Consider the following 22,169-nt stretch of genomic DNA (forward strand, 5'->3'; position numbering starts at 1 on the left):
AAGGGATGAAAGCGTTTTATTTGCGTTTCTCCCCCCAATACTTTGCAAATACTTGCAAAACCCTGCAAGAGTTTGCAAAAAGCTTACATCAAACCATATTTCTCTAATTTGTAATACAAGGTTCGAAGGGAAATCTCCAATTGTTTTGCCGTCTTGGATTTATTGCCATTAAATTGAGTTAGTGCGTGATGAAGAATTCCGCGCTCTACCGTGTCCAACTGTTCCTGCAGCGATACTGATGATTGGATCACCACCTCGTTTTTCGCTTCGGCGACCCGCAGCATATTGAGCGGAATATGTTCTTCGGTTAACATGCGGTCGTTCATCTGCATGAAAATCATTGAGCGGCTCAGCACATTTTCAAGCTCCCTAACATTGCCTGGCCAATCGTAGACGCGCAAATACTGCAAGGCTTTGTCAGAGATGGATTCGACGCTGCGGCCATATTCCTGGTTCAACTTCAGGAGCAGCCGTTCGACGATTCTCGGGATGTCCTGCTTGCGGTTGCGAAGCGGTGGCATGAGGATTGGCATACGGTTTAGGCGGTAGTACAGATCTTCACGAAATTTGCCTTCTAATAATGCTTTTTCCATATTGGCGTTTGTCGAGGCGATGACCCGCACATTGACAGATATCGGTTTGGTCCCGCCGAGGCGCAAGGTTTCATGCTCCTGCAGCACACGCAGCAACTTGCTTTGCAATGCAGATGACAGTTCACCGATTTCATCGAGGAAAATACTGCCGTTGTTCGCTTCTTCAAACAAGCCGCGCTTTTCTCCAGTTTTGATGCCAGGAATTGCCCCCTCCTCGTAGCCGAAAAGCTCACTTTCGAGCAATTCTTCGGACAAGGCAGCGCAATTGACACGCACGAATTTATTGTATTTCCGTTCACTCGCACTGTGTATTGCATGAGCAAAAAGTTCTTTGCCGGTACCTGATTCACCACGCAAAAGCACAGTCACCAGCGTTTGTGCCGCCAGTTTCGCCTGTTGCAGCGATAATTGCATCTCTGAGGACAGGCCGATGATGTCATCGAAGGTATATTTGGACTCCAATGTCCGGATGATGCTTCGGGCACGGTCCAATTCTTTCATCAAAGAACGGATTTCTGTCGTATCGTGGATGACGCCTACGCTGCCTTTCAATTTATTGTCCACGATAATCGGTGCGACATTGACAATGACTTCCCTATTCGATGGCCCGACCTTTAAATTGACCCCCCGCACAGGTTTGCGCGTCTGCAAGGCTTTGAGATGCATGCTTTCCCCTTCAGATATATCCGCCGATGCGGGCTGCCCGATGACATCCTCCACCTGCAGGCCGGTGATGCGTGTATAGGCCGGATTGACGAGCAGGCCATAACCTTTTTCATCCACGACCGAAATGGCATCGTCGCTCGATTGGATGATGGCTTCCAACATCGTCTGAATTTCTTTCAGGTCCGTGATTTCCTCCGCCAGTGAAACGACTTCAGTAATATCCTTGAATACCGCAAATGCACCGATCGTTTCTCCGTTATCGTCGATCATCGGAAAACGGGAAGTGACAATTTTAGAGCCGTTTTTCAGCTGCAGCTCCCTGTTCAATTCGATGCGCCCTGTTTCATAAATCCTTGGCAGTTCACTCAACGAAATAAATTCGTGGATATGCCGTCCAATCGTTTCATCCGCTGCCACTTCAAGCATTCGTGCCGCACTTTTGTTCATAAAATTGATGTGGCTCGTTTTGTCGATGCCGATCATGCCTTCTTCTATCGAGTTAAAGATGATTTTCTCCCGGTGGCTCTCCTTGCTGAGGCGGTTGATGAAATGTTGTTTCTCCTCCAGCAGACGGACAAACACATTCGCAAGGCTACCAGGGATGATAACGGTATTTTTTAAAAAATGCCCTTGCAGCTCCTCATAGAGTGAATTGCTTCCTGTAACATTAAAGACAATGTCGATATCCGTCTTATCGAACTTCCGATAATCTTCTGCGACCGGAATACCATGTGTCTTTGCAGTCAACATGGCTCCAGCCTCAGGGTTCAAATCGACAACGCCGCGCACACGCAAGTAATCAGTTTCCAAAAGAGTGTTCAAAATGGCTGAGCCTCCAACGCCCCCGCCTATAATTAATACAGTTTGCAAATTGATTCAACCTTTCTCTTCTGTTTTGCAAGTAATTGCAAGAATGTTTTAAGCGTACATCAGGAAGGTTTTCTTGACAACTTTGACGGAATTGGAAACAATAGATGCAGAAGGATGTGGAAATATGGGTCGTCTAGTGGCATTTATCATCTTGCTGATCCCTGGAATCATGGCGGCGTATGGCATAAAGCTGATGCGTGATACCTTGTTCAATAAATTGCTTGAGCCTTACCCGGCTCTTTGGCTTCAATTTACACTCGGCACCGTTTTTGTCGTTCTCGGCATCGGTTTTTTCGCAGGCTTTCTCCTGAACCGCGACCGCAAAAAAGGGACCGTCTCAAAAAGATTCCAGAAGTAAAAAAATTGCGTCTACCCCATAAGGGGAGACGCAATTTTTCTTTTGACCCGGTCCGGGTAATTGGTGATGATTCCGACCATTTGTGGATCCAAGCGATCCATCAGCGACTCTGATCCGAGAATTCCGTATAACCGAACTTTCTTGTCCAGCTTCAGAATTTCGTCACAAAAAGATTTGGCAATCAGCCTTTTGTGGAGATGAATGCTGTCCACCCAATCCATGTCTTTAATGCGAGACAGCTGCGTGTTCTTTTTGATGATCCATGCCATTTCCGTTGAAGGCATCAATTTCTTCATTTGCTTCAATAATTGTGGGTTGAAAGAAGATAGATGGACATCTTCCATTCCTTCCAGCATAGCCGCGAGAATCTGTGGCCCTTTTGAATTTTTTGCAAAAGATTCCTTCAGTTCGACATTCAAAGGGATCTTCTTTTTCTTCGCCCATTGGAATACTTCATAAGCCAGCGGCATTTGATGATGCGAGAAATTCCGCATCCATTTCCTGCCTATCCGCAGTTCCTTTATCTCTTCATACGCGAGCGTATGAATACCAGCATTGATACCGGTGAGGCGACGCAGGTTGTCATCGTGGTAGACCACCACTACTCCATCTTTGGTGATCTGCACATCAAGTTCGATGCCGACACCAAATTCACAAGCCTTAAAAAAAGCATTCCATGTGTTTTCCAATGCATATCCTGAAGCGCCTCGGTGTGCATACACTTTGACTTCAGACAATAAAATCATCCTCTTCCATTTCTGAAATCGACTCGATCAGTAAAGTCGGTACTACCCAAACTTTACTTTCCTCTTGAACTTAGTTTCTCCCCCATTTTAACATTGTTGACAAGAGACTAAAAGCCTTGCCGGTTATTCAGGTTTAAGGCTGCTTATGATTTCTTATTACGGATTTGAATTTTGAACAAGAACCTTATGTAAAATCTTACATTGGAAGCTGAAAACAACAAAATCCAGTCAAAGACTGGATTTCAAAACGCTATTCGCCGGTAAAATTATTCTCAATAAATTCCTTTTCCTGTTCCTCAGTTAAAATGCCTCTAGCCTCTCCGATGCTGCCGCCCTGCATCCCCCAAATGAAATTATGTTCATCATCCACTTGGTCAAACTGGCCATTTTTCCAACGTTCGATTATTTGCAGCAAATCTTCCTTTGACTTGAAGTCGGAAGCTATCAAAATCTCTTCTGCTTTGGCGATGGATTCGTCATTCATGCGGATCAAGCCCCACTTTTCAGAAGCTATGACTTTTTGATGGGTCATTTTATGCATCATCGCCCATAGAGCATTTTCAGATGCATCTTTCGGTACTGATTGAACAAATTCCAGCCCTTCCATTTTCTGTGTGCTTTCCTCCATTGCTTTTTCATCCGATACTTGCGCTGATTTTGAGCTTTCGGCATCTCCTTGATTATCCGACACTTTGAGTGCCCCCAATGCGATAATGCCAAGTGCCATAAATGCGGCTGTTAGATAGACTATTGTTTTTTTCATCATCAAACTCCTTCAATCAAATTTCCTCATAGTTTATCCTAGTATTAGGATATTAAGTACCACTATAACAAAAGTATGACCTTCTATCTACGCTTTTCTCTCTATTTTCCTTTCAGTGAGTCGAATCAATGAATTTTCATTGCGGATATTTCCAAGAACAACAGCATACAAAAAAACCAATGAACTGAAGCTTCATTGGTTTGGAAATCTATTGGTTACGCTTGGATTTTATCATAAGGACAGCATTGTAAAGAACGCAATCAGTATGCTGACGCAATAGACACCGTAAAAATACAGCCGGTCGACGACGGTCCCTTCGCCATTCCCCAAAAAGTAGTCATCAATTTGCCTGATCAATTGCAATTGCGCTCGCCTCTTTTCATTCTGCTGGATTTGCCGGTTTTCGCTTCACTCTGCATGTCTGTTTTTCCCTATCCAGAAAAACGGCGTCTTAATCTTTTCCTCTATTCTGTTTTTCTTAAACCCTTTTTGTCCTCTAAAGTTGGATTGATTCTAGAAAAGCCGAATGATGCAAGGTGCTGCTGCAACGGGTAAAAATAAAAAAAAATCTCCTGCTGATCCGCAGAAGATTTTAAAACCGTCTTTAATTGTGTGGCTCATTCCGCATTTCCAGCCGCAGACTATCTGCGACCATTGCGATGAACTCCGAGTTGGTCGGTTTCGATTCTAAATGCGCTACGCTGTAGCCAAAGATTTTAGAAATGTGCTCTACGGTTTCATGGCGATTCCACACTTGTTCAATTGCATGGCGAATCGACCGTTCAACCCGTGTCGAAGTCGTATCAAACTTGGAGGCGATTCCTGGATACAGCACTTTAGTAACTTTGTTCAGGATTTCAGGTTGCTCTAATACTAAGGAGACTGCTTCCTTCAAGTAATTATAGCCTTTCAGATGAGGAGGAATGCCGATATCTTTAACGATATTGGTGATTCGGTCCTCTTTCGTCAATCTGCTCTCAGACTGCCCTGGCGTCGCGCTCCTTGCTTTCATAATATGATTGATCTGCACGGCCAGACGATCGGCTTCAAAAGGTTTCATGATGAAATAGGATGCTCCGTACTCAGCAGCCTGGCTCATAATCGATTCCTGCCCAAAAGCAGACAGCATAATCACATCGATCCCCTGCAGATCGCCATTTTCCTTGATCGCATCCAGCACAGCAATACCGTCCAAATAAGGCATGATGATGTCCAGCAGCAAAATATCGACTGTCTGTCTATGGAGCATTTCGATGCAGGTCTTGCCATTATAGGCAACATCCACCACTTCCATATTGAGTTGCGCATTTAAATAATCTTGCATCAGTCCAACCAATTCGCGATTATCATCTGCAATTGCGATTTTTATTTTGTCCATTCGACTCTCTCCTTGGTGACTGACTCTAGCAGTTTCCGGTACAGCCTTCAGTCAACGGGTCGATCAATTTTCTTCCCACTGCCAAAGCTTATTTCATCATTAACTTACGATCTGCTGCGAGTGACAACAGTTCTTCCGCATGCTGTAGCGTCAAATCTGTTATTTCGGCTCCGGACAGCATCCGGCTCATTTCTTCTGTCCGTTCGCGTCCATCCAGCTCTGTGACTGCAGTGGTCGTGCGCTGGTTGTCGACTTTCTTCTCAATGAATAGATGCTGATCGGCCATTGCCGCGACTTGAGGCAAATGCGATATGCACAAGACCTGGGAATGGACTGAAATGGCAGCAATCTTTTCAGCAATCGCCTGTGCCACCCGGCCGCTTACGCCCGTATCCACTTCATCGAAAATGATGGAAGTGATGCCCTGATGTTTGGAAAAAATAGTTTTTAAAGCCAACATCATTCGGGATAATTCCCCGCCTGAAGCCACTTTGGTAAGAGGTTTCAACGGTTCCCCAAGATTTGTCGAAATATAGAAGGAAATTGCGTCATGGCCATTCCGATCAAAGCGGCCGTTCGGCAACACAGAAAAATTCACTTCAAACGAAGCTTTCGCCATATGTAACTCTTTCAATTGCTCCATTATGGCCTTGCCCAAACTCTTCGCGGCTTTTTTGCGGAGAATTGTAAGTTCTTCCGCTTCCACACGCAAATCTTCGGTCAACTCTTTCAACTTTTCCTGATCCAGCTGGTAACGCTGATCGCGGTTAACCAATTTATCCAATTCATCTGTCTGCTTTTCATGATACAGCAAAATATCTTCAACGGAAGCACCATATTTTCTTTTTAAGGATTGAATGACCGCTAAACGTTGCTCAATCTCATTTAAACGCGCTGGATCAAATTCCATATCATCCAAAATCCGCTTGATTTCAGTGCCGGTGTCTTGAATGAGGTAAAAAGCGCTCGACAGCGTTTCCGAAGACCCGCTGAAGGTTTCATCCACCGCCGCCGCATGTTCAAGTTCAGACATGGCAGAGCCGATCCAGTCCAAACCTTTGCTTTCACCTTGGATCGCTTCATGCGCAGCTGAAATGGATTCGTATATTTTATTGAAATTTTGCAGTTTTTTGCGCTCTGATACCAATTCTTCTTCTTCGCCTATCACCAATTCCGCTGCTTCAATTTCCTGCAGCTGGAAAGTCAGCAAATCGATGCGCTGGGCAATCTGCTGTTCGTTTTCTGTATAAGAGGAAAATTCCCGCTTTAATTTTGTGTATCGATCGAATGTTTGGCTATAGCTCTCCCTGGACTTGGCCAAGCTTTTTCCGGCAAATTGGTCCAACAGGTAAAGATGCTGTTTTTCATCCATCAATTCCTGTGTTTCATGCTGGCCGTGAATGTCAATCAGTGATGCGCCAACTTCACGCAAGATGGAGATGGTCACCAACTTGCCGTTGATGCGGCAGACATTTTTCCCTTTGTCATTCAATTCCCGGCGCAGCAAGATATCGCCATCACTCCAGGAGATGCCGAATTCCTCTAATCTGCGAAACACCGGATGCTGGTCGTCTTCCAATGAAAACAAGCCTTCGATTTCAGCTTTTTTTGCACCATGCCGAATAAACTCCTGGCTGCCCCGTCCACCAGCCAAAAGATGGACTGCATCTATGATAATGGATTTACCGGCACCGGTTTCCCCTGTCAAAACAGTCAGCCCTTCAGAAAAACTGACGGTCAGGGCGTCGATAATGGCAAAATTGCGTATATCTAATTCCCGAAGCATATCCGTTCACCTCTTCTTAAAGCATTTCGATTAAACGCTGTTTTAAAATTTCACGATGTTCGGTGTCTCTGCAGATGATCAGGCATGTGTCATCGCCACAAATGGTTCCTAGAATCTCTTCCCAGTCCAAGTGATCGATCAATGAGCCGATGGCATGGGCATTCCCCGGCAAGGTCTTCATGACCAGAAAATGGCTGGCTCCGTCGATGCTGACAAACGCATCCGTCAATGCACGATGAAGTTTCTGCATCGGATTAAAGCGCTGATCCGCAGGCAAGCTGTATTTGTAGCGGCCGTCCTGCAATGGGACTTTCACTAAATGCAATTCTTTTATATCACGCGATACGGTGGCTTGAGTCACTTCATAGCCGGCTGACTTCAACAGGTCCACGAGCTCGTCCTGAGTTTCGATTTCGCGATTTGAAATAAGATCCCGAATTTTAATGTGGCGCTGTCCCTTGTTCATGGTGTTCCCCCTTGGATGAATAATTATTCCATATACTTAATATTCTACAGTTATACCATACATTAGACAAGAAAACACATCCCTTTTGGAATGTGTTTACAACAATTCATGTGCTTTCTTGACTGTTTCGTCAACCAACGATTCAGAAACTTCGGCGATTTCACTGCCTTCAGCACTGGATTGAAGATGGAATAAAAACTCAATATTGCCTTCTCCGCCGGTGATCGGTGAAAACGACATGTTTTTTACATGAAATCCGGAATCAACTGCGAATTTACCGACTTTGTTCAATACATCGCGGTGTATTTTCGAATCGCGGATGATGCCTTTTTTCCCTACATTTTCCCTACCGGCTTCAAATTGGGGTTTCACCAATGCAATAACATCGCCACCAGGCACCAGAACCTGCTTCAAGACTGGAAAAATAATGCGCAAAGAAATAAACGAAACATCGATCGTAACAAACTCCGGAAGCCCTTGATTGAAATCTTCGGGTTTGGAATGGCGGAAGTTGACACGCTCCATTACGGTCACGCGTTCATCCTGCCTGATTTTCCAGGCCAATTGGTTATAGCCGACATCAAGCGCGTAGCAATGCTTTGCCCCGTTTTGAAGGGCGCAATCCGTAAATCCGCCCGTCGAAGAACCGATATCGAGCATCAGTTTTCCGTCAACCGATAAATCGAACTCCTGTAAGGCCTTTTCAAGCTTTAAGCCACCGCGGCTGACGTATTTCAAATCATTGCCTTTCATCTGCAGCGGAGCATCCTCCAGGATTTTTTCGCCTGGTTTGTTCATCCGTTCAGATCCTGAATAGATGATTCCAGCCATAATGGCACGCTTTGCTTTTTCACGTGTTTCACAGATGCCCCGCTCGACTAACAGGACATCTACACGCTCTTTTTTAGGTTTGTTCATAGAATAGTCGAACCTGCCTGCGTTTTGGATTGCGTCCATTTCTTGACGACACGGACAACTTCATCGCTGTTCAGATGGATTTCATCCATCAATTCAGAGACGTCGCCGTGTTCGATGAATTGATCGGGAATCCCCAGACGGTCAATAACCGACTCACGATAATTATTATCTTGTGCAAATTCCAGAACAGCGCTCCCGAACCCGCCTTGAAGAACGGCTTCTTCAATCGTTACAACCGGAACTTTAAGTTCGAAAATGCTGTGAAGCATCGCTTCGTCCATCGGCTTGATGAAACGGGCATTGACCACTTGTGCTGAAATGCCTTGCTCAAGCAATTGTTCTGCCGCATGCATCGCCATTGGAATGGTCGTACCGAATGTCAGGATTACCGCATCGGTCCCTTCGTTCAATACTTCCCATGAGCCGATCGGCAATGCCTGAAGCTCTTCGTCCATCGGTACGCCCAGGCCGTTGCCTCTTGGATAACGGAGCGCAATCGGTCCGCCATTGTAATCAATTGCTGTTTTGACCATATGTTGTCCTTCGTTTTCATCTTTCGGCATCATGATGACCATATTCGGCAAATGGCGCAGGAAAGCGATATCGAACACGCCTTGATGCGTTTCTCCGTCTGCTCCAACTAGGCCGGAACGATCGATCCCGATAAAGACATTCAAATTCTGGCGGCAAATATCGTGGACCACCTGATCATAAGCACGCTGCAGGAAAGTCGAATAGATAGCCAGGAATGGTTTCATGTCCTGAGTCGCAAGTCCTGCAGCCATCGTGGTTGCATGCTGTTCGGCAATCCCGACATCAAACATGCGGTCAGGAAATTCAGAAGCAAATCCTTCCAATTTCGATCCGACCGGCATAGCGGGCGTAATAGCCACAATGCGCTCATCCGTACGTGCCAATTTGCGGACGGTTTCCGCCACAAGGCCGCTCCATGAAGGTGCTTTTGAAGAAGACTTCACTAAGTCGCCTGTCTCCATCTTATAGGGTCCGATTCCATGCCATGTGCCGATTGTATCCTGTTCAGCAGGCAAAAAGCCTTTGCCTTTTTTCGTAACGACATGAAGCAGGACCGGACCTTTTGTTTTCTTGGCATAACGCAGATTGTCTTCCAGCTCTTCCAGGTCGTGGCCGTCGATCGGCCCGAGATAGGTAAAGCCCATTTCTTCGAAGAACATTCCGGAAACCACCAGGTATTTCAAGGAATCCTTGACGCGTTCAGCTGTAGACGCAAGTCTGCCGCCGACTGCCGGTACTTTCTTCAATAGGTATTCCAAATCATCTTTGACTTTATTGTATTTTCCTGCAGTCCGCATACGGCCGAGCATGCTGTGCATGGCACCGACATTCGGGGCGATGGACATTTCGTTGTCATTTAAAATGACGACCATGTCTGTCTGCGCATGTCCGATATGGTTCAGTGCTTCAAAAGCCATACCGCCGGTCAAAGCTCCATCACCGATGATCGGGATGACGTGATTGCTGTCTTTTTTGATGTCGCGGGCTGCTGCCATTCCCATCGCTGCCGACAATGAAGTCGAGCTGTGTCCGGTTTCCCAGACATCATGGTCGCTTTCATTGCGTTTCGGAAAGCCACAAAGGCCTTTAAATTGGCGTAATGTGTCGAATTGTCCAGCTCTTCCCGTCAGGATTTTGTGGACATAAGATTGATGTCCCACATCCCAGATAAATTTGTCCGACGGGCTGTCGAATACTTTATGCAGTGCAACTGTCAGTTCCACCACTCCAAGATTCGGACCGATATGCCCGCCTGTTCTTGATAAGTTCTCTATTAGAAACCGTCGAATATCTTCACTTAATACTTCAAGCTGCTTGGTAGTCAGCTCTTTTAAGAAAGATGGACCAGTAATCGAATGAAGATCCATTGCCATCACGCACCTTTTTATAGAAATTTTTCCTTCAGACTGTCTGTTCATATTATATCAATACATTGGGAATGTACAAATCAGAGCCTTTAAAATCAGCTTTTTCTTTCGACGATCAATTGAGTCAATTGCAGAAGCAATGATTTTTCACCGCTCAATTCCCCCAGTGCATTGATGGCTTCAGAAGCATGAAAGTCCAGCTTTTCTTTTGCTTTCGGCAATGTCAATATCCCCGGATAGGTGCTCTTTTCGCTGGATTCGTCTTTCCCGGCTGTTTTTCCCAGTTCCTGGGAAGTTCCAGTAACATCCAAAATATCATCCTGGATCTGGAAAGCAAGTCCTAGATGCTCCCCGAAACGGCTGAGTGCCATAATCTCTTCATTGGTCGCTTGAGCTAAAATACCACCGGCCAGAATGCTATAGGTCAGCAAAGCCCCCGTTTTCAAGCGGTGTACCTGTTCCAACTCTTCAAGCGTCAATTTCTTTTCTTCGCCTTCAATGTCCAGCACTTGGCCGCCTACCATTCCTTCAGCTCCTGAAGAAACACTCATCAAATCGATCAAGCGTATTTTATCGTCGCTTGAAACATTTTGCAGCCGTGCGACGATGCCGAAGCTGTAGGTCAACAATGCATCACCGGCAAGAATGGCGATGGCTTCACCGAACACTTTGTGGTTGGTCGGCATGCCCCGGCGCAGGTCGTCATCGTCCATGCTCGGCAAATCATCATGGATCAGTGAATAGGTATGGATCATTTCAATCGCAGCCGCCACTTTCAGCGCATCCGGATGTTCCTGTCCATTCAGTTCATGAAGTACTGCCAACAGCAGAATCGGACGAATCCGTTTTCCACCGGCCTGCAACGAATAATGCATCGATTCCTTCAGTGAATCCGGAATCGACAGAGACAGAATCTGCTCAGCCATTTCCTGTTGGATGAGCGGTTCGTAATGGGTGCGGAATTCGGTTAAGTTCATTTGGCATTCCCGTCCATTTCTATGTCAGCCGGCACTTCTTTGCCGTCTTTCATCATGGTCACCAATTGGCTTTCCGCGTTCTGTAATTTATCGTGGCAGACTTTCGAAAGCTCCATGCCTTTTTGGTAAAGTGTCAATGCCTGTTCAAGCGGTACATCCCCCTGCTCGAGCTGGCGGACGATTTCTTCAAGTTGTTCCATTGCATCATTGAACATGATTTTCTTTTCAGCCATCGTTTCGGTCTCCTTCGTTTGCTGGATTTATCTCATCGACAGTCGTCAGGATAGTGCCATCCTGCATCGCCATGGTCAAGCGGTCGCCCACTTTCACCTGCGATACACTTTTGACGACGGCTCCTTCTATATAAGGAATTGAATAGCCGCGATCCATAATTTTCAGCGGACTCAGCGCATCTAATGTGCGGATTGCAGAAGACAGCTGCTGTGAGCGGTTCTTCAGCAATTGGTTCATTTGGTAATCAAGCCTTCTTGCAAGTTCCGTCACATCTGTCTCGGACTGCCGGATACGTTGGAGCGGCACACGTGATTTCAATTGCTGATCCAGCGTCCGGTAGCGTTCTTTTGAACGGTTCAACTGCTGTAGGGATTCCCGCTGCAGTGAATCGGTGGCGCGTTCGACGCGCTCGATGAACGGCCGGTACAAGCGCTCCGGATAAGCCAGTGGAAAAGATGAAGTCATTCGGTTCAAGGCTTGCTTTTGCTGGTTGACGGCTCCTGAAACAGTCCGGTACATCTGGCTGCGGTAACTTGTCACACGTTCCAGCAGCTCTGCCTGGCTGGGTACAGCCAGCTCTGCAGCAGCTGTAGGTGTCGGCGCCCGAAGATCCGATACGAAATCGGCGATGGTCGTATCCGTTTCATGGCCGATGGCAGAAATGACAGGTATACGCGAGTCAAAAATGACCCGTGCTACCGCTTCTTCGTTGAATGCCCATAAATCTTCAATGGACCCACCGCCTCGTCCAACGATCAATACATCAAAATCGCCTTTATTGGCGGATTGGATGGACTGGACGATCGATTGTGTCGCGCCTGCCCCTTGGACAAGTGTCGGATACAGCACGACATCCGCCAGCGGATAGCGGCGGTGCAGCGTGATGATGATGTCACGCACGGCAGCACCTGTCTGGGCAGTCACCACCGCGATCCGTTTTGGAAAACGCGGCAATGCCTGTTTATGGGAAGCTTGGAACAGGCCTTCTTTAGCCAACTTCTCTTTTAATTGTTCAAATGCCAAGTAATAATCACCGATACCGTCAGCCTGCATCGACTGGGCATACAATTGATACTGGCCGGATGCCTCATAGACCGAGACATCCCCGCGGATCAGCACCGTCATGCCACTTTCCGGTTTGAATTTCACGGACTTGGCGCTTGCAGAAAACATGACGCCCGGCAAACGGGCGGCATTGTCCTTTAAAGTGAAATAAATATGGCCGCTTGTATGGATTTTAACATTCGACAGCTCCCCTTTTACATAAACATCGCGTAAATGGGGATCTGCATCGAATTTCTTTTTTATGTATTTGGTTAACGCTTTGACACTCAAGTATGGGTCGGTTGACACACTTTCAACCCCTGTCTGTGAATTTAAAAAGCTGTCTTTCTTTCGAAAAACAGCCCTATTGCTCTTTATTTTACATGCTTATGCCTGTTTTGTCTTTGATAACCCTTTTTCAGCGGACTCCAATGTATTTCCCATCAGCATCGCGATGGTCATCGGTCCGACGCCGCCTGGAACCGGTGTCACGAAGCTGGCGGCTTCCTGGACATCTTCGAAATCGACATCTCCACATAATTTGCCGTTTTCATCCCGGTTCATGCCGACATCGATAATGACTGCGCCCGGTTTGATGAAACTATGGTCGATGAATTTAGCTCTGCCAATCGCCGCAATCAGAATATCCGCCTGAGCCGTGAATTGTGCCAAATCCTTGGTTTTTGAATGGCAATAGGTCACAGTCGCATCTTTCTGCAGCAGCAACTGGCCGATCGGTTTGCCGACGATATTACTGCGGCCGATCACTACAGCGTGTTTGCCTGCAGGGTCAATGCCATAATGCGACAACAATTCCATGATGCCGTGCGGGGTGCATGGCAGAAAGGCCTCTTTGCCGATCATCATATTGCCGACAGAAATCGGGTGAAAGCCATCCACATCTTTTTCGGGACTGATTGCCGAAATGACCTTGAATTCGTCGATTTGCTGCGGCAGCGGCAATTGGACAAGGATGCCATGGATTTCCGGATCCCGGTTCAAGTCATCTATTTTTGAAAGCAATTCCTGCTCGGTCAAGGTATCCGGAAACTGGTGAAGGTCTGAACGCATGCCAAGTGCCTCGCAGGTCTTTTTCTTGTTTTTTACATATGTAAGGGAGGCGGAGTTTTCTCCAACCAACACAACGGCAAGTCCAGGGATGATGCCCTGTTGCGCTAATTTTTCTACGCGTTCTTTTACCTGGACTTTAATTTTCTGGCTTACTGCTTTTCCATCAATCAATTTTGCAGTCATGTAAACTCCTCCAATTAATTTGCTGTTTCGTCAGTGAACTTCGACAGGACGCCATTAACAAATCGACTTGATTTATCGTCCCCGAAAGTTTTGCTCAGTTCAATCGCTTCGTTCATAATAACCCGTGATGGAGCGTCTTCCATATAGCCCAGTTCAAAGATAGCCATGCGAAGAATCGTCCGTTCAATCTTCGGCAGCCGTTCCAATGACCAGTTTTCCAGATGGCCGACAAGCTTTTCATCGATTTCCGCCATATTGGCATGGGTGCCCTGCACCAATAAATTATAGAAATTATCGTTTTCTCCAGCCATCACATGGTCCATGGCCTCATCGATGGTCAATTCAGTGCCCTCTAATTGAAATAAGGTCTGAAGCGCTTTTTCGCGTGCTTCGTGTCGTTTCATATTGTATCCGATCTCCTTTTCACAGCTAATTATCCCTCATTATACAGGTATTCCGGCTGAACTTCCATGTTTGAAATGTTCGGTCAATAGTTCATCTTCGCCTTTGAAAATCCGGTTTGTGGGAGGAATATTTTGGGTTTAGCCGGCAAAAACAAAGAGAAGGCTGCCCCAAAGCCATTGTAAGGGCCTTGGAGCAGCCTAGCTGCTTATTCTGCTGCTTGGGGTTCGAAATTGACACCGGTAATATGGACATTCACTTCTTGCGTTTGAAGTGAAGTCATGTTTTCCAATGTCTGCCGGACCTGCTCTTGAATCTTTAAAGCCGTCTTCGGAATCGATACACCATAATTGATGACACAATAGACATCAATGGCCAAGCCTTCTTCAGACAAATCGGTTTTGATGCCTTTGCCGTGGACTTTTTTTCCTAAACGTTCGACGACGCCGGACGCGAAATTGCCGCGCATACTGGCGACTCCCTCAATATCCGTCGCAGCGATGCTTGCAATGATTTCCAGAACTTCAGGAGCCACTTCGATATTGCCCAAATCCTGTGCTCCATGAGATTTCATGCGTACATAAGGTGCTATTTTTTCTGCCATTTGAAAAGCTCCTCCTTAAGATCCCAGCACATCGTATTTTTCAAGGAATTTCGTATTGAAATCTCCTGATTTGAATACTTCGTGATCCATCAGTTTCAAATGGAATGGAATCGTCGTAAACACACCTTCGATGACGAATTCGTCCAACGCGCGTTTCATTTTCGCTACCGCTTCTTCACGTGTATCGGCGAATGTGATCAATTTCGCCACCATGGAATCATAATACGGCGGAATGGTATATCCCGAGTACATTGCAGAATCGATTCTTACACCCATGCCGCCCGGCGGAAGGTACATATCGATTTTTCCCGCTGATGGCATAAAGTTCTTAGCTGGATTTTCCGCATTGATGCGGCATTCGATCGACCAACCTTTAAAGGTTACGTCTTCCTGAGAGTAGGCCAATGTTTCGCCTGAAGCAACCCGCAATTGCTGTTGGATCAGGTCAATCCCGGTAATCATCTCCGTCACCGGATGCTCTACCTGGATACGCGTGTTCATTTCCATGAAATAGAATTTCTGGTTGACAGCGTCAAAGATGAATTCCACGGTTCCCGCTCCGCGGTAGTTGACCGCCAAAGCTGCCTTGACCGCCGCTTCGCCCATTTCCGCGCGCAACTCGGGCGACAAAGCCGGTGATGGCGCTTCTTCAACCAATTTCTGCATGCGGCGCTGGATAGAACAATCACGCTCGCCTAAATGAATGGCATTGCCATGGGAATCGGCAAGCACCTGGATTTCGATGTGGCGGAAATCCTCGATGAATTTCTCGATATAAACGCCTGGATTGCCGAAAGCTGCTGCCGCTTCTTTCTGCGTCATGTTCAGGCCGGTGATGAAATCTTCACGTGTACGGGCTACGCGGATTCCTTTTCCGCCGCCTCCAGCCGTTGCTTTGATGATGACCGGGAATCCGAGTTCATCTGCAATGCGCAAGCCATCTTCTTCACTGGCTACGATGCCGGTAGAACCTGGTACAACAGGCACTCCTGCTTTGCGCATCGTTTCACGTGCCACATCCTTCGTACCCATACGCGAAATCGCATCCGCTGTCGGGCCGATGAACATGATGTCGCAAGCTTCGCATAGTTCCGCGAAGCTGGCGTTTTCAGCTAAAAATCCGTATCCCGGATGAATGCCGTCGCAATTTGTCAGTTTGGCAACCGACATGATATTGGAAAAGTTCAGATAGCTGTCTTTCGATAATTTTGGGCCGATGCAATACGCTTCGTCTGCCAATTCGACATGAAGTGCTTCTTTATCGGCTTCTGAGTATACAGCAACCGTCTCGATATCCATCTCTTTGCAGGCACGGATGATCCGGACCGCAATTTCGCCACGGTTTGCAATCAATACTTTTTTCATCGTCTTCATCGCCATCTCCCCTTTCCTCAGTTTGCTTTCACGAGGAATAAAGGTTGGCCGTATTCCACTAGCTGTCCGTCTTTTACAAGAATTTCAGCAATTTCTCCATCCACTTCCGCTTCAATTTCGTTGAATAATTTCATCGCTTCGACGATGCAGACAACTTGGTCCGCACTTACTTTAGTTCCTGCCTGTACATAAGCAGGTTCATCCGGTGATGGAGATTCATAGAAGGTACCGACCATTGGAGACAGGATTTTGTGGTATTCCGAATCGTTGTCAGCTGGTATTTCTGGTGCTTCCTGAGAAACCAGTTCTTCAGCCTTCGGTTCTTTTACCGGTGCAGGAGCACTTGGCGATTCTACAGCTTTTGGTGCCTGGGGTGTCTGGATGGATGAGCTGGCGTTTGGTTGAACTGTGCCTGAACCACTCTTTTTCATCTTGACTTTGACGCCTTCAAATTCATAAGAGAACTCTTCGATAGATGACCCATCGACCAATTTGATAATTTCACGGATTTCTTGAATTTTCATATTCATCCTACTCCCCTAATTATGTATTTTACTGATTCCTATTCCATTTTAGACTTATTTAGTCTATTTTGAAACACTAAATCTGATTTTTTAAAAAAAGGCCTCTTAAAAAGAGGCCTTTTATTTTTGCTTATTGAGCTCTTGAAACATACGAAGAATCAGTGGTATTGATGATCAGATGGTCGCCTTCATTAATGAAGAACGGTACCTGAACCGTCAATCCTGTCGATAATTTCGCCGGTTTCGATCCGCCGCTTGCTGTATCGCCTTTAATGCCCGGATCCGTTTCAACCACTTCAAGGACCACTGTATTCGGCAATTCAACACCAAGAACTTCTCCCTGGAATTGAATCACTTGAACTTCCATGTTTTCCTGAAGAAACTTCAATTCGTATTCAATGTTCTTTTCAGGCAATTCGATCTGGTCGTAAGTTTCTGTATCCATGAAAGCATGCATATCGCCATTTGCATACAAATATTGCATCTTGTTGTTGTCGATCTGTGCTTTTGCTACCTTTTCACCTGCACGGAATGTTTTTTCTGTGACACTTCCCGTACGCAGGTTGCGAAGCTTGGAACGCACGAATGCCGCGCCTTTGCCGGGTTTTACGTGCTGGAATTCCATAACGCGCCAAATTCCGCCATCCACTTCAATTGTGACACCTGTTTTAAAATCGTTTACTGAAATCATAATAGTTCCTCCGTTTGTTATAAAATGCGAAGCTCTTTTGTGGAGTTAGTCAACCGTTCATTTCCTGACTCGGTTATCAGTATATCATCTTCAATGCGAACTCCGCCAACTCCTGGCAGATAAATGCCGGGTTCCACCGTTACAGCCATCCCTGGCTCCAGAATCGTTTCCGATCTGAATGACAAGCCGGGGCTTTCGTGGACTTCCAAACCGATGCCATGGCCTGTAGAGTGTCCAAATGCCTCGCCATAGCCTTTTGACTTGATAAAATCGCGCGCAATCGCATCCGCTTCTATACCACTCATGCCCGGACCGATTTTTTCAACGCCTAATTCCTGCGCCTTCAATACAATATCATATATTTCTTTCATCTGCGCAGAAGGTTCGCCGACTGCGACCGTACGGGTGATGTCCGAGATATAGCCATTATAGAGGGCGCCAAAATCCAATGTGATCATATCGCCATCTTCAATAACTTTATCCGTGGCAACACCATGGGGCAGTGCCGAACGGAGACCCGAAGCCACAATGACATCAAAACTTGAAGACGTGGCTCCCTGTTTTCTCATGAAAAATTCCAATTCATTGGAGACCTCAAGTTCAGTCAGCCCTGGACGGATAAATCCGCAAATATGTTCGAAGGCGTCATCCGCAATTTTAGCGGCGGCTTTTAGAACAGCGACTTCTTCGGGTGTTTTGACCATCCGGATCTTTTCGATCAAATTGCTGATGGGTTCCATCTCCACTTCCACTTTCTCTTTATACTGCAAGGCTGTGGCATATGTCATATAATCCTGTTCAAAAGCAAGCGTTTTGATGCTTAAGGAGTCGATGGCCTGCACCGCTTCGTCCATCAGATTTTTTTTGGCTTGGACCACTTCAAACTCTTTGACCTGGACACTGGCCTGTTCGGTATAGCGGAAATCCGTAATGAAGACTGCTTTGTCCTGAGTGACAAGCGCCAGTCCGGCTGTGCCGGTAAATTCAGTTATATAGCGCAGATTAAAAGGGCTGGTGACGAGGATCGCCTCCACATCCCGACGTTTCATTTCAGTGCGTAATTTTTGAAGTTTCAATCGATTCATCCTCTCTCTTGTCTTAAAAGCAGCGCATGCAGCGCCAGTTTGTAAACATCCTGCCCGAATCCCACAATCTGCCCGATCGTAACTGGAGAAATGTAGGAATGATGGCGGAATTCTTCCCGTTTATGGACATTCGATATATGTACTTCGATTACAGGAACCTCGATAGCGGCAATGGCATCCCGGATAGCGATGCTGGTGTGCGTATAAGCCCCCGCATTCATGACGATGCCGGATAGTGCTTCATCGCCGGCTCCGTGAATCCAGTCGATCAATTCCCCTTCATGGTTCGACTGCCGGCAAATCAATTCGATATTGTGATGATAGGAAAATTCCACCAGATCCTGTTCCAGTTCTTCCAGTGTAAACGTTCCATAGGCTTCTTTCTCCCGTTTGCCCAGACGATTTAAATTAGGGCCGTTCAAGACCAGCACTCGCATTCAACCTTCTCCTTCCCCTGACACATTCTTCATTATTTTAACATATCGGAACAATCGAGCAAATATTACGAAAAGCGGAAACGGCCGTTAAGCTCCGAAAGGCATAAGCCAATCTGGCGAAGCGGCGTACTTTGCCGCACAGCCAGAGTGGCTTATGACCCGAGGAGTTGGCCGTTGGAGCTGGACACTAAGAAAAGCGGAAGCAACCGTTTAGCCCCGACAAGCGCTGGAAGGCTCACCGGTAATGGCGCGGTTTGCCGAAGCGGCGTTTTTTTGCCGCACAGGCGAAGCGACTTAAGACCCCGAGGTTCTAGGCGCTGCAGCTGGACAACAGAAATACGGAAGCGTCTAACAGCTGAACCCGACCTAAAACCACAACTTCCCGCCACACGCTTACTGGACCCAAACCTTAAGGCAGCTCCATTAAATCAATGCATAAAAAAAGCGCGATGGCTGCTCGGCCATCGCGCTGTTCATCTTATAATCCGCATTTCAATTGAGCGTTGCAGTTGGTGCAGGTATTGCAGCCGCCCATTTCTTCCACTGTACCTTTACGGCAGACTGGGCATGTATCGCCCACTTCAGAACCGATACTCACATTGGTTGAACGGAGATCCTGGATCGTGTCGATCAGGACGATCGGACGCTTGCTAGTTTCTTCCGGCTGATCCTCTTCTTCAAAGGTATTGTCTTCAGCTTTCAGTGTCAGGACCTGTGAGTCCCGGCTGCCGTCGACATATACTGTACCGCCTTTTGCTCCGCCTTTGTACAGACGCTCATAGACGCCTTCCACCTGTTCGACCGTGTAGCCGCGTGGTGCATTGACGGTTTTCGAAATCGAGGAATCGATCCAGCGCTGGATTATGCATTGAACATCCGCGTGTGCTTCTGGCGCTAAATCCATGGATGTAACGAATGCCTTCGGCAAGTTCTCTTCATCCGCTTCCGGATTGTTCTTCAAGTATTCACGGACGATGTCAGCTTTGACCTCGATGAATTTCCCAAGGCGGCCGCTGCGGTAGTAGGTGAAAGAATAATAAGGTTCCAGTCCGGTTGAAACGCCGACCATTGTTCCGGTAGACCCGGTTGGCGCCACTGTCAATAGATGTGAATTACGGATGCCTTTTTCCAGGATCGCTTCACGGACGTGTTCCGGCATGTCCTGCATAAATCCGGTTTCTGTGAAAGCTTTGCGGAGTGCCGCTGTTTCATCATCGGTTTTGCCGACAAGGAATGGGAAACTGCCGCGTTCTGCTGCCAAGTCAGTCGAAACTTCATAAGCTGCGGTAGCGATTGTCTTGAAAATCTCATCCACTAGCTCATTGCCTTCCGGAGAGCCATATTCCTTGTCGCAATAAATCAACAGATCGGCAAGGCCCATTACGCCAAGCCCAACACGGCGTTCTCCAAGTGCCTGTACTTCGTTTTCTTCAAGGAAGTATGGAGTTGCATCGATAACATTGTCCTGCATACGAACACCGACACGCACCGTTTCCTTCAAAGCTTCAAAATCAACTTGCTTCGTCTTCGAATCTGCAAACTGAGCCAAGTTGACCGCAGCCAGGTTGCAGACAGAATACGGTGCCAAAGGCTGTTCGCCACAAGGGTTCGTCGCAACGACTTTTTGTCCGTAAGCGGCAGCATTTGTTTTTTCATTAGCGTTATCGATAAAGAAAATGCCTGGCTCCGCTGAGTAGGTCGCACAGATATTGATCAGGTTCCATAGCTCGCGCGCTTTCATTGTACGGTAAACACGTACACCGTGGCCCATGCGTTCCCATTCACGAACATCGCCAACTTCCTGCCACTGTTCATTGTAGATAGCCATCTCTTCTTTCGAATAAGATTCCACAGCCGGGAAGCGAAGGTCGAAATCCGCATCGTTTTCGACTGCTGTCATGAAGTCGCTTGTCAACGTGACAGAAATATTGGCACCTGTCAAAAATTCTTCGTTATGGACTGTATAAGTTCCGCCATCCCGCAATTTCGTTTCCGCGTCGCGCATGATTTTCTCGTTGAATCCGCCCATTCCAGGAATCGCACGGTAATTCAGGATCCCTTGATACATCGCATCTTCCTGCTCTGTCAAAGGCTTGAATTTCAGTTTATCATGAGCCAATTTCTTGATGGTCTCATCTTCGGTATTTTCGATCAAATAACGCAAAATGCGTGGATTCTGCATTTTCGAGATGATGAATTCCGCAATATCCGGATGCCAGTCGGCAAGCATGATCATCTGTGCTCCGCGGCGTGAACCACCCTGCTCGACAAGATGCGTCAGTTTCGCGATATCGTCCAACCACGAGACAGAACCAGACGATTTACCGTTGACTCCGCGAGCCAATGTGTTGCGCGGACGAAGTGTCGAACCGTTGGTGCCGACACCGCCGCCGCGGCTCATGATTTCCATCACCTGTTTGCGGTGATCGGAAATGCCTTCGCGTGAATCAGCTACAAACGGCATAACGTAACAGTTGAAATACGTCACGTCGGTATCTGCCCCTGCTCCATACAGGACACGGCCAGCGGGAATGAATTTCAATCCAACCAATTGCTGGTAGAATTTTTCGAACCACTCCTGACGCTTTTCCGAAGTTTTCTCGACTGACGCAAGGCCTGTTGCATTCCGTTTCGCAATCTGCTCGTAAAACACTTCCAGCGGCTTCTCAATCACTTCAATCGGACGATTGACGATGCCTGCCTGCTGCTCTTCCGGTTTGTCGATTGCGCTTCTATAATCTTCCTCGATCCAGACCTGCGCTTTATTGGACTCCTTATCGATGGAAACGATATAGCCGAGTCCACGAGCTGGAAATTTCGGATCTTCTTTGACAGTCAAGACAACGAAATCGCCTGCCTTAAGTGTCTTTTTCTCCGTATCCTTAAAAGAATAACGGTCGATCATCACGAGGCGGGATACACCTTTATGCGTCAATTTCATATCCGGAGTAATTGCGTGCACTTGCGGGAACGTTTCGATATCTTCGTTTAACGCTCTTGAATTTAATGAATACTGGGATTGTGTGGCGGAAACCATTTGACAATTCCTCCTTCGTGTTATATGGAGTTAGATACTATATATAGTATTACTTCAATTC

General features: G+C 46.9%; 22 protein-coding genes. 1 reads left to right on the forward strand and 21 read right to left on the reverse strand.

The genetic code is table 11. From position 1 onward, the window contains the following. Positions 1-83: 83 nt before the first annotated feature. Positions 84-2,129: a sigma 54-interacting transcriptional regulator gene (locus ACRC6Q_RS10050; protein WP_431466462.1), complete on the reverse strand. Its 2,046-nt coding sequence runs from the start codon at positions 2,127-2,129 to the stop codon at positions 84-86. Between the two features lie 124 nt (positions 2,130-2,253). Between ACRC6Q_RS10050 and ACRC6Q_RS10055 the strand changes: the two genes are divergently transcribed. Then, positions 2,254-2,487 carry a DUF2627 domain-containing protein gene (locus ACRC6Q_RS10055; protein WP_223638459.1) on the forward strand — a complete coding sequence of 78 codons (234 nt, stop codon included), beginning with the start codon at positions 2,254-2,256 and terminating at the stop codon, positions 2,485-2,487. 11 nt (positions 2,488-2,498) lie between these two features. Here ACRC6Q_RS10055 and ACRC6Q_RS10060 read toward each other — a convergent pair whose 3' ends face one another. The 20 genes from ACRC6Q_RS10060 to ACRC6Q_RS10155 form a co-directional block, all read right to left on the reverse strand. Beyond that, positions 2,499-3,224 carry a glycerophosphodiester phosphodiesterase gene (locus tag ACRC6Q_RS10060; RefSeq protein WP_223637764.1) on the reverse strand — a complete coding sequence of 242 codons (726 nt, stop codon included), beginning with the start codon at positions 3,222-3,224 and terminating at the stop codon, positions 2,499-2,501. 259 nt (positions 3,225-3,483) lie between these two features. Next, positions 3,484-3,996 carry a DUF6241 domain-containing protein gene (locus tag ACRC6Q_RS10065; RefSeq protein WP_431466463.1) on the reverse strand — a complete coding sequence of 171 codons (513 nt, stop codon included), beginning with the start codon at positions 3,994-3,996 and terminating at the stop codon, positions 3,484-3,486. Between the two features lie 231 nt (positions 3,997-4,227). Continuing rightward, complete coding sequence (locus ACRC6Q_RS10070) at positions 4,228-4,359, reverse strand: hypothetical protein (protein ID WP_263298637.1); 132 nt, start codon at positions 4,357-4,359, stop codon at positions 4,228-4,230. A 241-nt stretch (positions 4,360-4,600) separates the two neighbouring features. Then, the gene (gene spo0A / locus ACRC6Q_RS10075; protein ID WP_431466464.1) at positions 4,601-5,374 is read right to left on the reverse strand and encodes a sporulation transcription factor Spo0A; all 774 of its coding nucleotides are present in this window, start codon (positions 5,372-5,374) and stop codon (positions 4,601-4,603) included. Between the two features lie 88 nt (positions 5,375-5,462). Further along, positions 5,463-7,160: a DNA repair protein RecN gene (gene recN / locus ACRC6Q_RS10080; protein WP_223637785.1), complete on the reverse strand. Its 1,698-nt coding sequence runs from the start codon at positions 7,158-7,160 to the stop codon at positions 5,463-5,465. A 16-nt stretch (positions 7,161-7,176) separates the two neighbouring features. After that, positions 7,177-7,626 (reverse strand): transcriptional regulator AhrC/ArgR, encoded by a 450-nt coding sequence (ahrC, locus tag ACRC6Q_RS10085; protein WP_142827854.1) that lies wholly within the window; start codon positions 7,624-7,626, stop codon positions 7,177-7,179. 96 nt (positions 7,627-7,722) lie between these two features. Then, entirely contained in the window at positions 7,723-8,544 is an 822-nt protein-coding gene (locus ACRC6Q_RS10090; protein ID WP_431466465.1) for a TlyA family RNA methyltransferase, read from the reverse strand. Beyond that, the gene (gene dxs, locus ACRC6Q_RS10095) at positions 8,541-10,445 is read right to left on the reverse strand and encodes a 1-deoxy-D-xylulose-5-phosphate synthase (RefSeq protein ID WP_223638462.1); all 1,905 of its coding nucleotides are present in this window, start codon (positions 10,443-10,445) and stop codon (positions 8,541-8,543) included. Before dxs ends, ACRC6Q_RS10090 begins: the two co-directional genes overlap by 4 nt. A gap of 95 nt (positions 10,446-10,540) precedes the next feature. Further along, on the reverse strand, positions 10,541-11,422 hold the full coding sequence (locus ACRC6Q_RS10100; RefSeq protein ID WP_431466466.1) for a polyprenyl synthetase family protein: 882 nt from the start codon (positions 11,420-11,422) through the stop codon (positions 10,541-10,543). Then, positions 11,419-11,655, reverse strand: a complete 237-nt coding sequence (xseB, locus tag ACRC6Q_RS10105) for an exodeoxyribonuclease VII small subunit (protein WP_142827851.1) — start codon at positions 11,653-11,655, stop codon at positions 11,419-11,421. The genes ACRC6Q_RS10100 and xseB overlap by 4 nt, the downstream gene beginning before the upstream one ends. Further along, positions 11,648-13,009 (reverse strand): exodeoxyribonuclease VII large subunit, encoded by a 1,362-nt coding sequence (gene xseA / locus ACRC6Q_RS10110; protein WP_223637794.1) that lies wholly within the window; start codon positions 13,007-13,009, stop codon positions 11,648-11,650. The genes xseB and xseA overlap by 8 nt, the downstream gene beginning before the upstream one ends. A 78-nt stretch (positions 13,010-13,087) precedes the next feature. Beyond that, entirely contained in the window at positions 13,088-13,954 is an 867-nt protein-coding gene (gene folD / locus ACRC6Q_RS10115; protein ID WP_431466467.1) for a bifunctional methylenetetrahydrofolate dehydrogenase/methenyltetrahydrofolate cyclohydrolase FolD, read from the reverse strand. A 14-nt stretch (positions 13,955-13,968) separates the two neighbouring features. Further along, a complete protein-coding gene (gene nusB, locus ACRC6Q_RS10120; protein ID WP_223637800.1) occupies positions 13,969-14,358 on the reverse strand; it encodes a transcription antitermination factor NusB in 390 nt (129 codons plus the stop codon). Between the two features lie 206 nt (positions 14,359-14,564). Then, the gene (locus ACRC6Q_RS10125) at positions 14,565-14,960 is read right to left on the reverse strand and encodes an Asp23/Gls24 family envelope stress response protein (protein WP_223637803.1); all 396 of its coding nucleotides are present in this window, start codon (positions 14,958-14,960) and stop codon (positions 14,565-14,567) included. Between the two features lie 15 nt (positions 14,961-14,975). Then, the gene (accC, locus tag ACRC6Q_RS10130) at positions 14,976-16,325 is read right to left on the reverse strand and encodes an acetyl-CoA carboxylase biotin carboxylase subunit (protein ID WP_223638480.1); all 1,350 of its coding nucleotides are present in this window, start codon (positions 16,323-16,325) and stop codon (positions 14,976-14,978) included. A 26-nt stretch (positions 16,326-16,351) separates the two neighbouring features. Continuing rightward, positions 16,352-16,858: an acetyl-CoA carboxylase biotin carboxyl carrier protein gene (accB, locus tag ACRC6Q_RS10135; protein ID WP_223637813.1), complete on the reverse strand. Its 507-nt coding sequence runs from the start codon at positions 16,856-16,858 to the stop codon at positions 16,352-16,354. 130 nt (positions 16,859-16,988) lie between these two features. Then, a complete protein-coding gene (efp, locus tag ACRC6Q_RS10140) occupies positions 16,989-17,549 on the reverse strand; it encodes an elongation factor P (RefSeq protein ID WP_223637816.1) in 561 nt (186 codons plus the stop codon). Positions 17,550-17,566: 17 nt separating this feature from the next. Further along, positions 17,567-18,634, reverse strand: coding sequence for a M24 family metallopeptidase (locus ACRC6Q_RS10145; RefSeq protein ID WP_317851920.1), 1,068 nt, complete (start codon positions 18,632-18,634; stop codon positions 17,567-17,569). Beyond that, a complete protein-coding gene (gene aroQ / locus ACRC6Q_RS10150) occupies positions 18,631-19,071 on the reverse strand; it encodes a type II 3-dehydroquinate dehydratase (RefSeq protein WP_223637819.1) in 441 nt (146 codons plus the stop codon). The genes ACRC6Q_RS10145 and aroQ overlap by 4 nt, the downstream gene beginning before the upstream one ends. A 478-nt stretch (positions 19,072-19,549) precedes the next feature. Then, positions 19,550-22,108, reverse strand: a complete 2,559-nt coding sequence (locus tag ACRC6Q_RS10155; RefSeq protein WP_431466468.1) for a vitamin B12-dependent ribonucleotide reductase — start codon at positions 22,106-22,108, stop codon at positions 19,550-19,552. Between the last annotated feature and the right edge of the window lie 61 nt (positions 22,109-22,169).

The sequence above is a fragment of the Planococcus sp. SE5232 genome, assembly GCF_050686535.1.
Lineage (GTDB): Bacteria > Bacillota > Bacilli > Bacillales_A > Planococcaceae > Planococcus.

What these genes read in the sequence shown, in the direction of transcription:
- ACRC6Q_RS10055 (WP_223638459.1), top strand. Translation starts at nt 2,254, where the DNA reads ATGGGTCGTCTAGTGGCATTTATCATCTTGCTGATCCCTGGAATCATG.
- ACRC6Q_RS10065 (WP_431466463.1), bottom strand. Translation starts at nt 3,996, where the DNA reads ATGAAAAAAACAATAGTCTATCTAACAGCCGCATTTATGGCACTTGGC.
- spo0A (WP_431466464.1), bottom strand. Translation starts at nt 5,374, where the DNA reads ATGGACAAAATAAAAATCGCAATTGCAGATGATAATCGCGAATTGGTT.
- recN (WP_223637785.1), bottom strand. Translation starts at nt 7,160, where the DNA reads ATGCTTCGGGAATTAGATATACGCAATTTTGCCATTATCGACGCCCTG.
- ahrC (WP_142827854.1), bottom strand. Translation starts at nt 7,626, where the DNA reads ATGAACAAGGGACAGCGCCACATTAAAATTCGGGATCTTATTTCAAAT.
- ACRC6Q_RS10090 (WP_431466465.1), bottom strand. Translation starts at nt 8,544, where the DNA reads ATGAACAAACCTAAAAAAGAGCGTGTAGATGTCCTGTTAGTCGAGCGG.
- dxs (WP_223638462.1), bottom strand. Translation starts at nt 10,445, where the DNA reads ATGGATCTTCATTCGATTACTGGTCCATCTTTCTTAAAAGAGCTGACT.
- ACRC6Q_RS10100 (WP_431466466.1), bottom strand. Translation starts at nt 11,422, where the DNA reads ATGAACTTAACCGAATTCCGCACCCATTACGAACCGCTCATCCAACAG.
- xseB (WP_142827851.1), bottom strand. Translation starts at nt 11,655, where the DNA reads ATGGCTGAAAAGAAAATCATGTTCAATGATGCAATGGAACAACTTGAA.
- folD (WP_431466467.1), bottom strand. Translation starts at nt 13,954, where the DNA reads ATGACTGCAAAATTGATTGATGGAAAAGCAGTAAGCCAGAAAATTAAA.
- nusB (WP_223637800.1), bottom strand. Translation starts at nt 14,358, where the DNA reads ATGAAACGACACGAAGCACGCGAAAAAGCGCTTCAGACCTTATTTCAA.
- ACRC6Q_RS10125 (WP_223637803.1), bottom strand. Translation starts at nt 14,960, where the DNA reads ATGGCAGAAAAAATAGCACCTTATGTACGCATGAAATCTCATGGAGCA.
- accC (WP_223638480.1), bottom strand. Translation starts at nt 16,325, where the DNA reads ATGAAAAAAGTATTGATTGCAAACCGTGGCGAAATTGCGGTCCGGATC.
- accB (WP_223637813.1), bottom strand. Translation starts at nt 16,858, where the DNA reads ATGAAAATTCAAGAAATCCGTGAAATTATCAAATTGGTCGATGGGTCA.
- efp (WP_223637816.1), bottom strand. Translation starts at nt 17,549, where the DNA reads ATGATTTCAGTAAACGATTTTAAAACAGGTGTCACAATTGAAGTGGAT.
- ACRC6Q_RS10145 (WP_317851920.1), bottom strand. Translation starts at nt 18,634, where the DNA reads ATGAATCGATTGAAACTTCAAAAATTACGCACTGAAATGAAACGTCGG.
- aroQ (WP_223637819.1), bottom strand. Translation starts at nt 19,071, where the DNA reads ATGCGAGTGCTGGTCTTGAACGGCCCTAATTTAAATCGTCTGGGCAAA.
- ACRC6Q_RS10155 (WP_431466468.1), bottom strand. Translation starts at nt 22,108, where the DNA reads ATGGTTTCCGCCACACAATCCCAGTATTCATTAAATTCAAGAGCGTTA.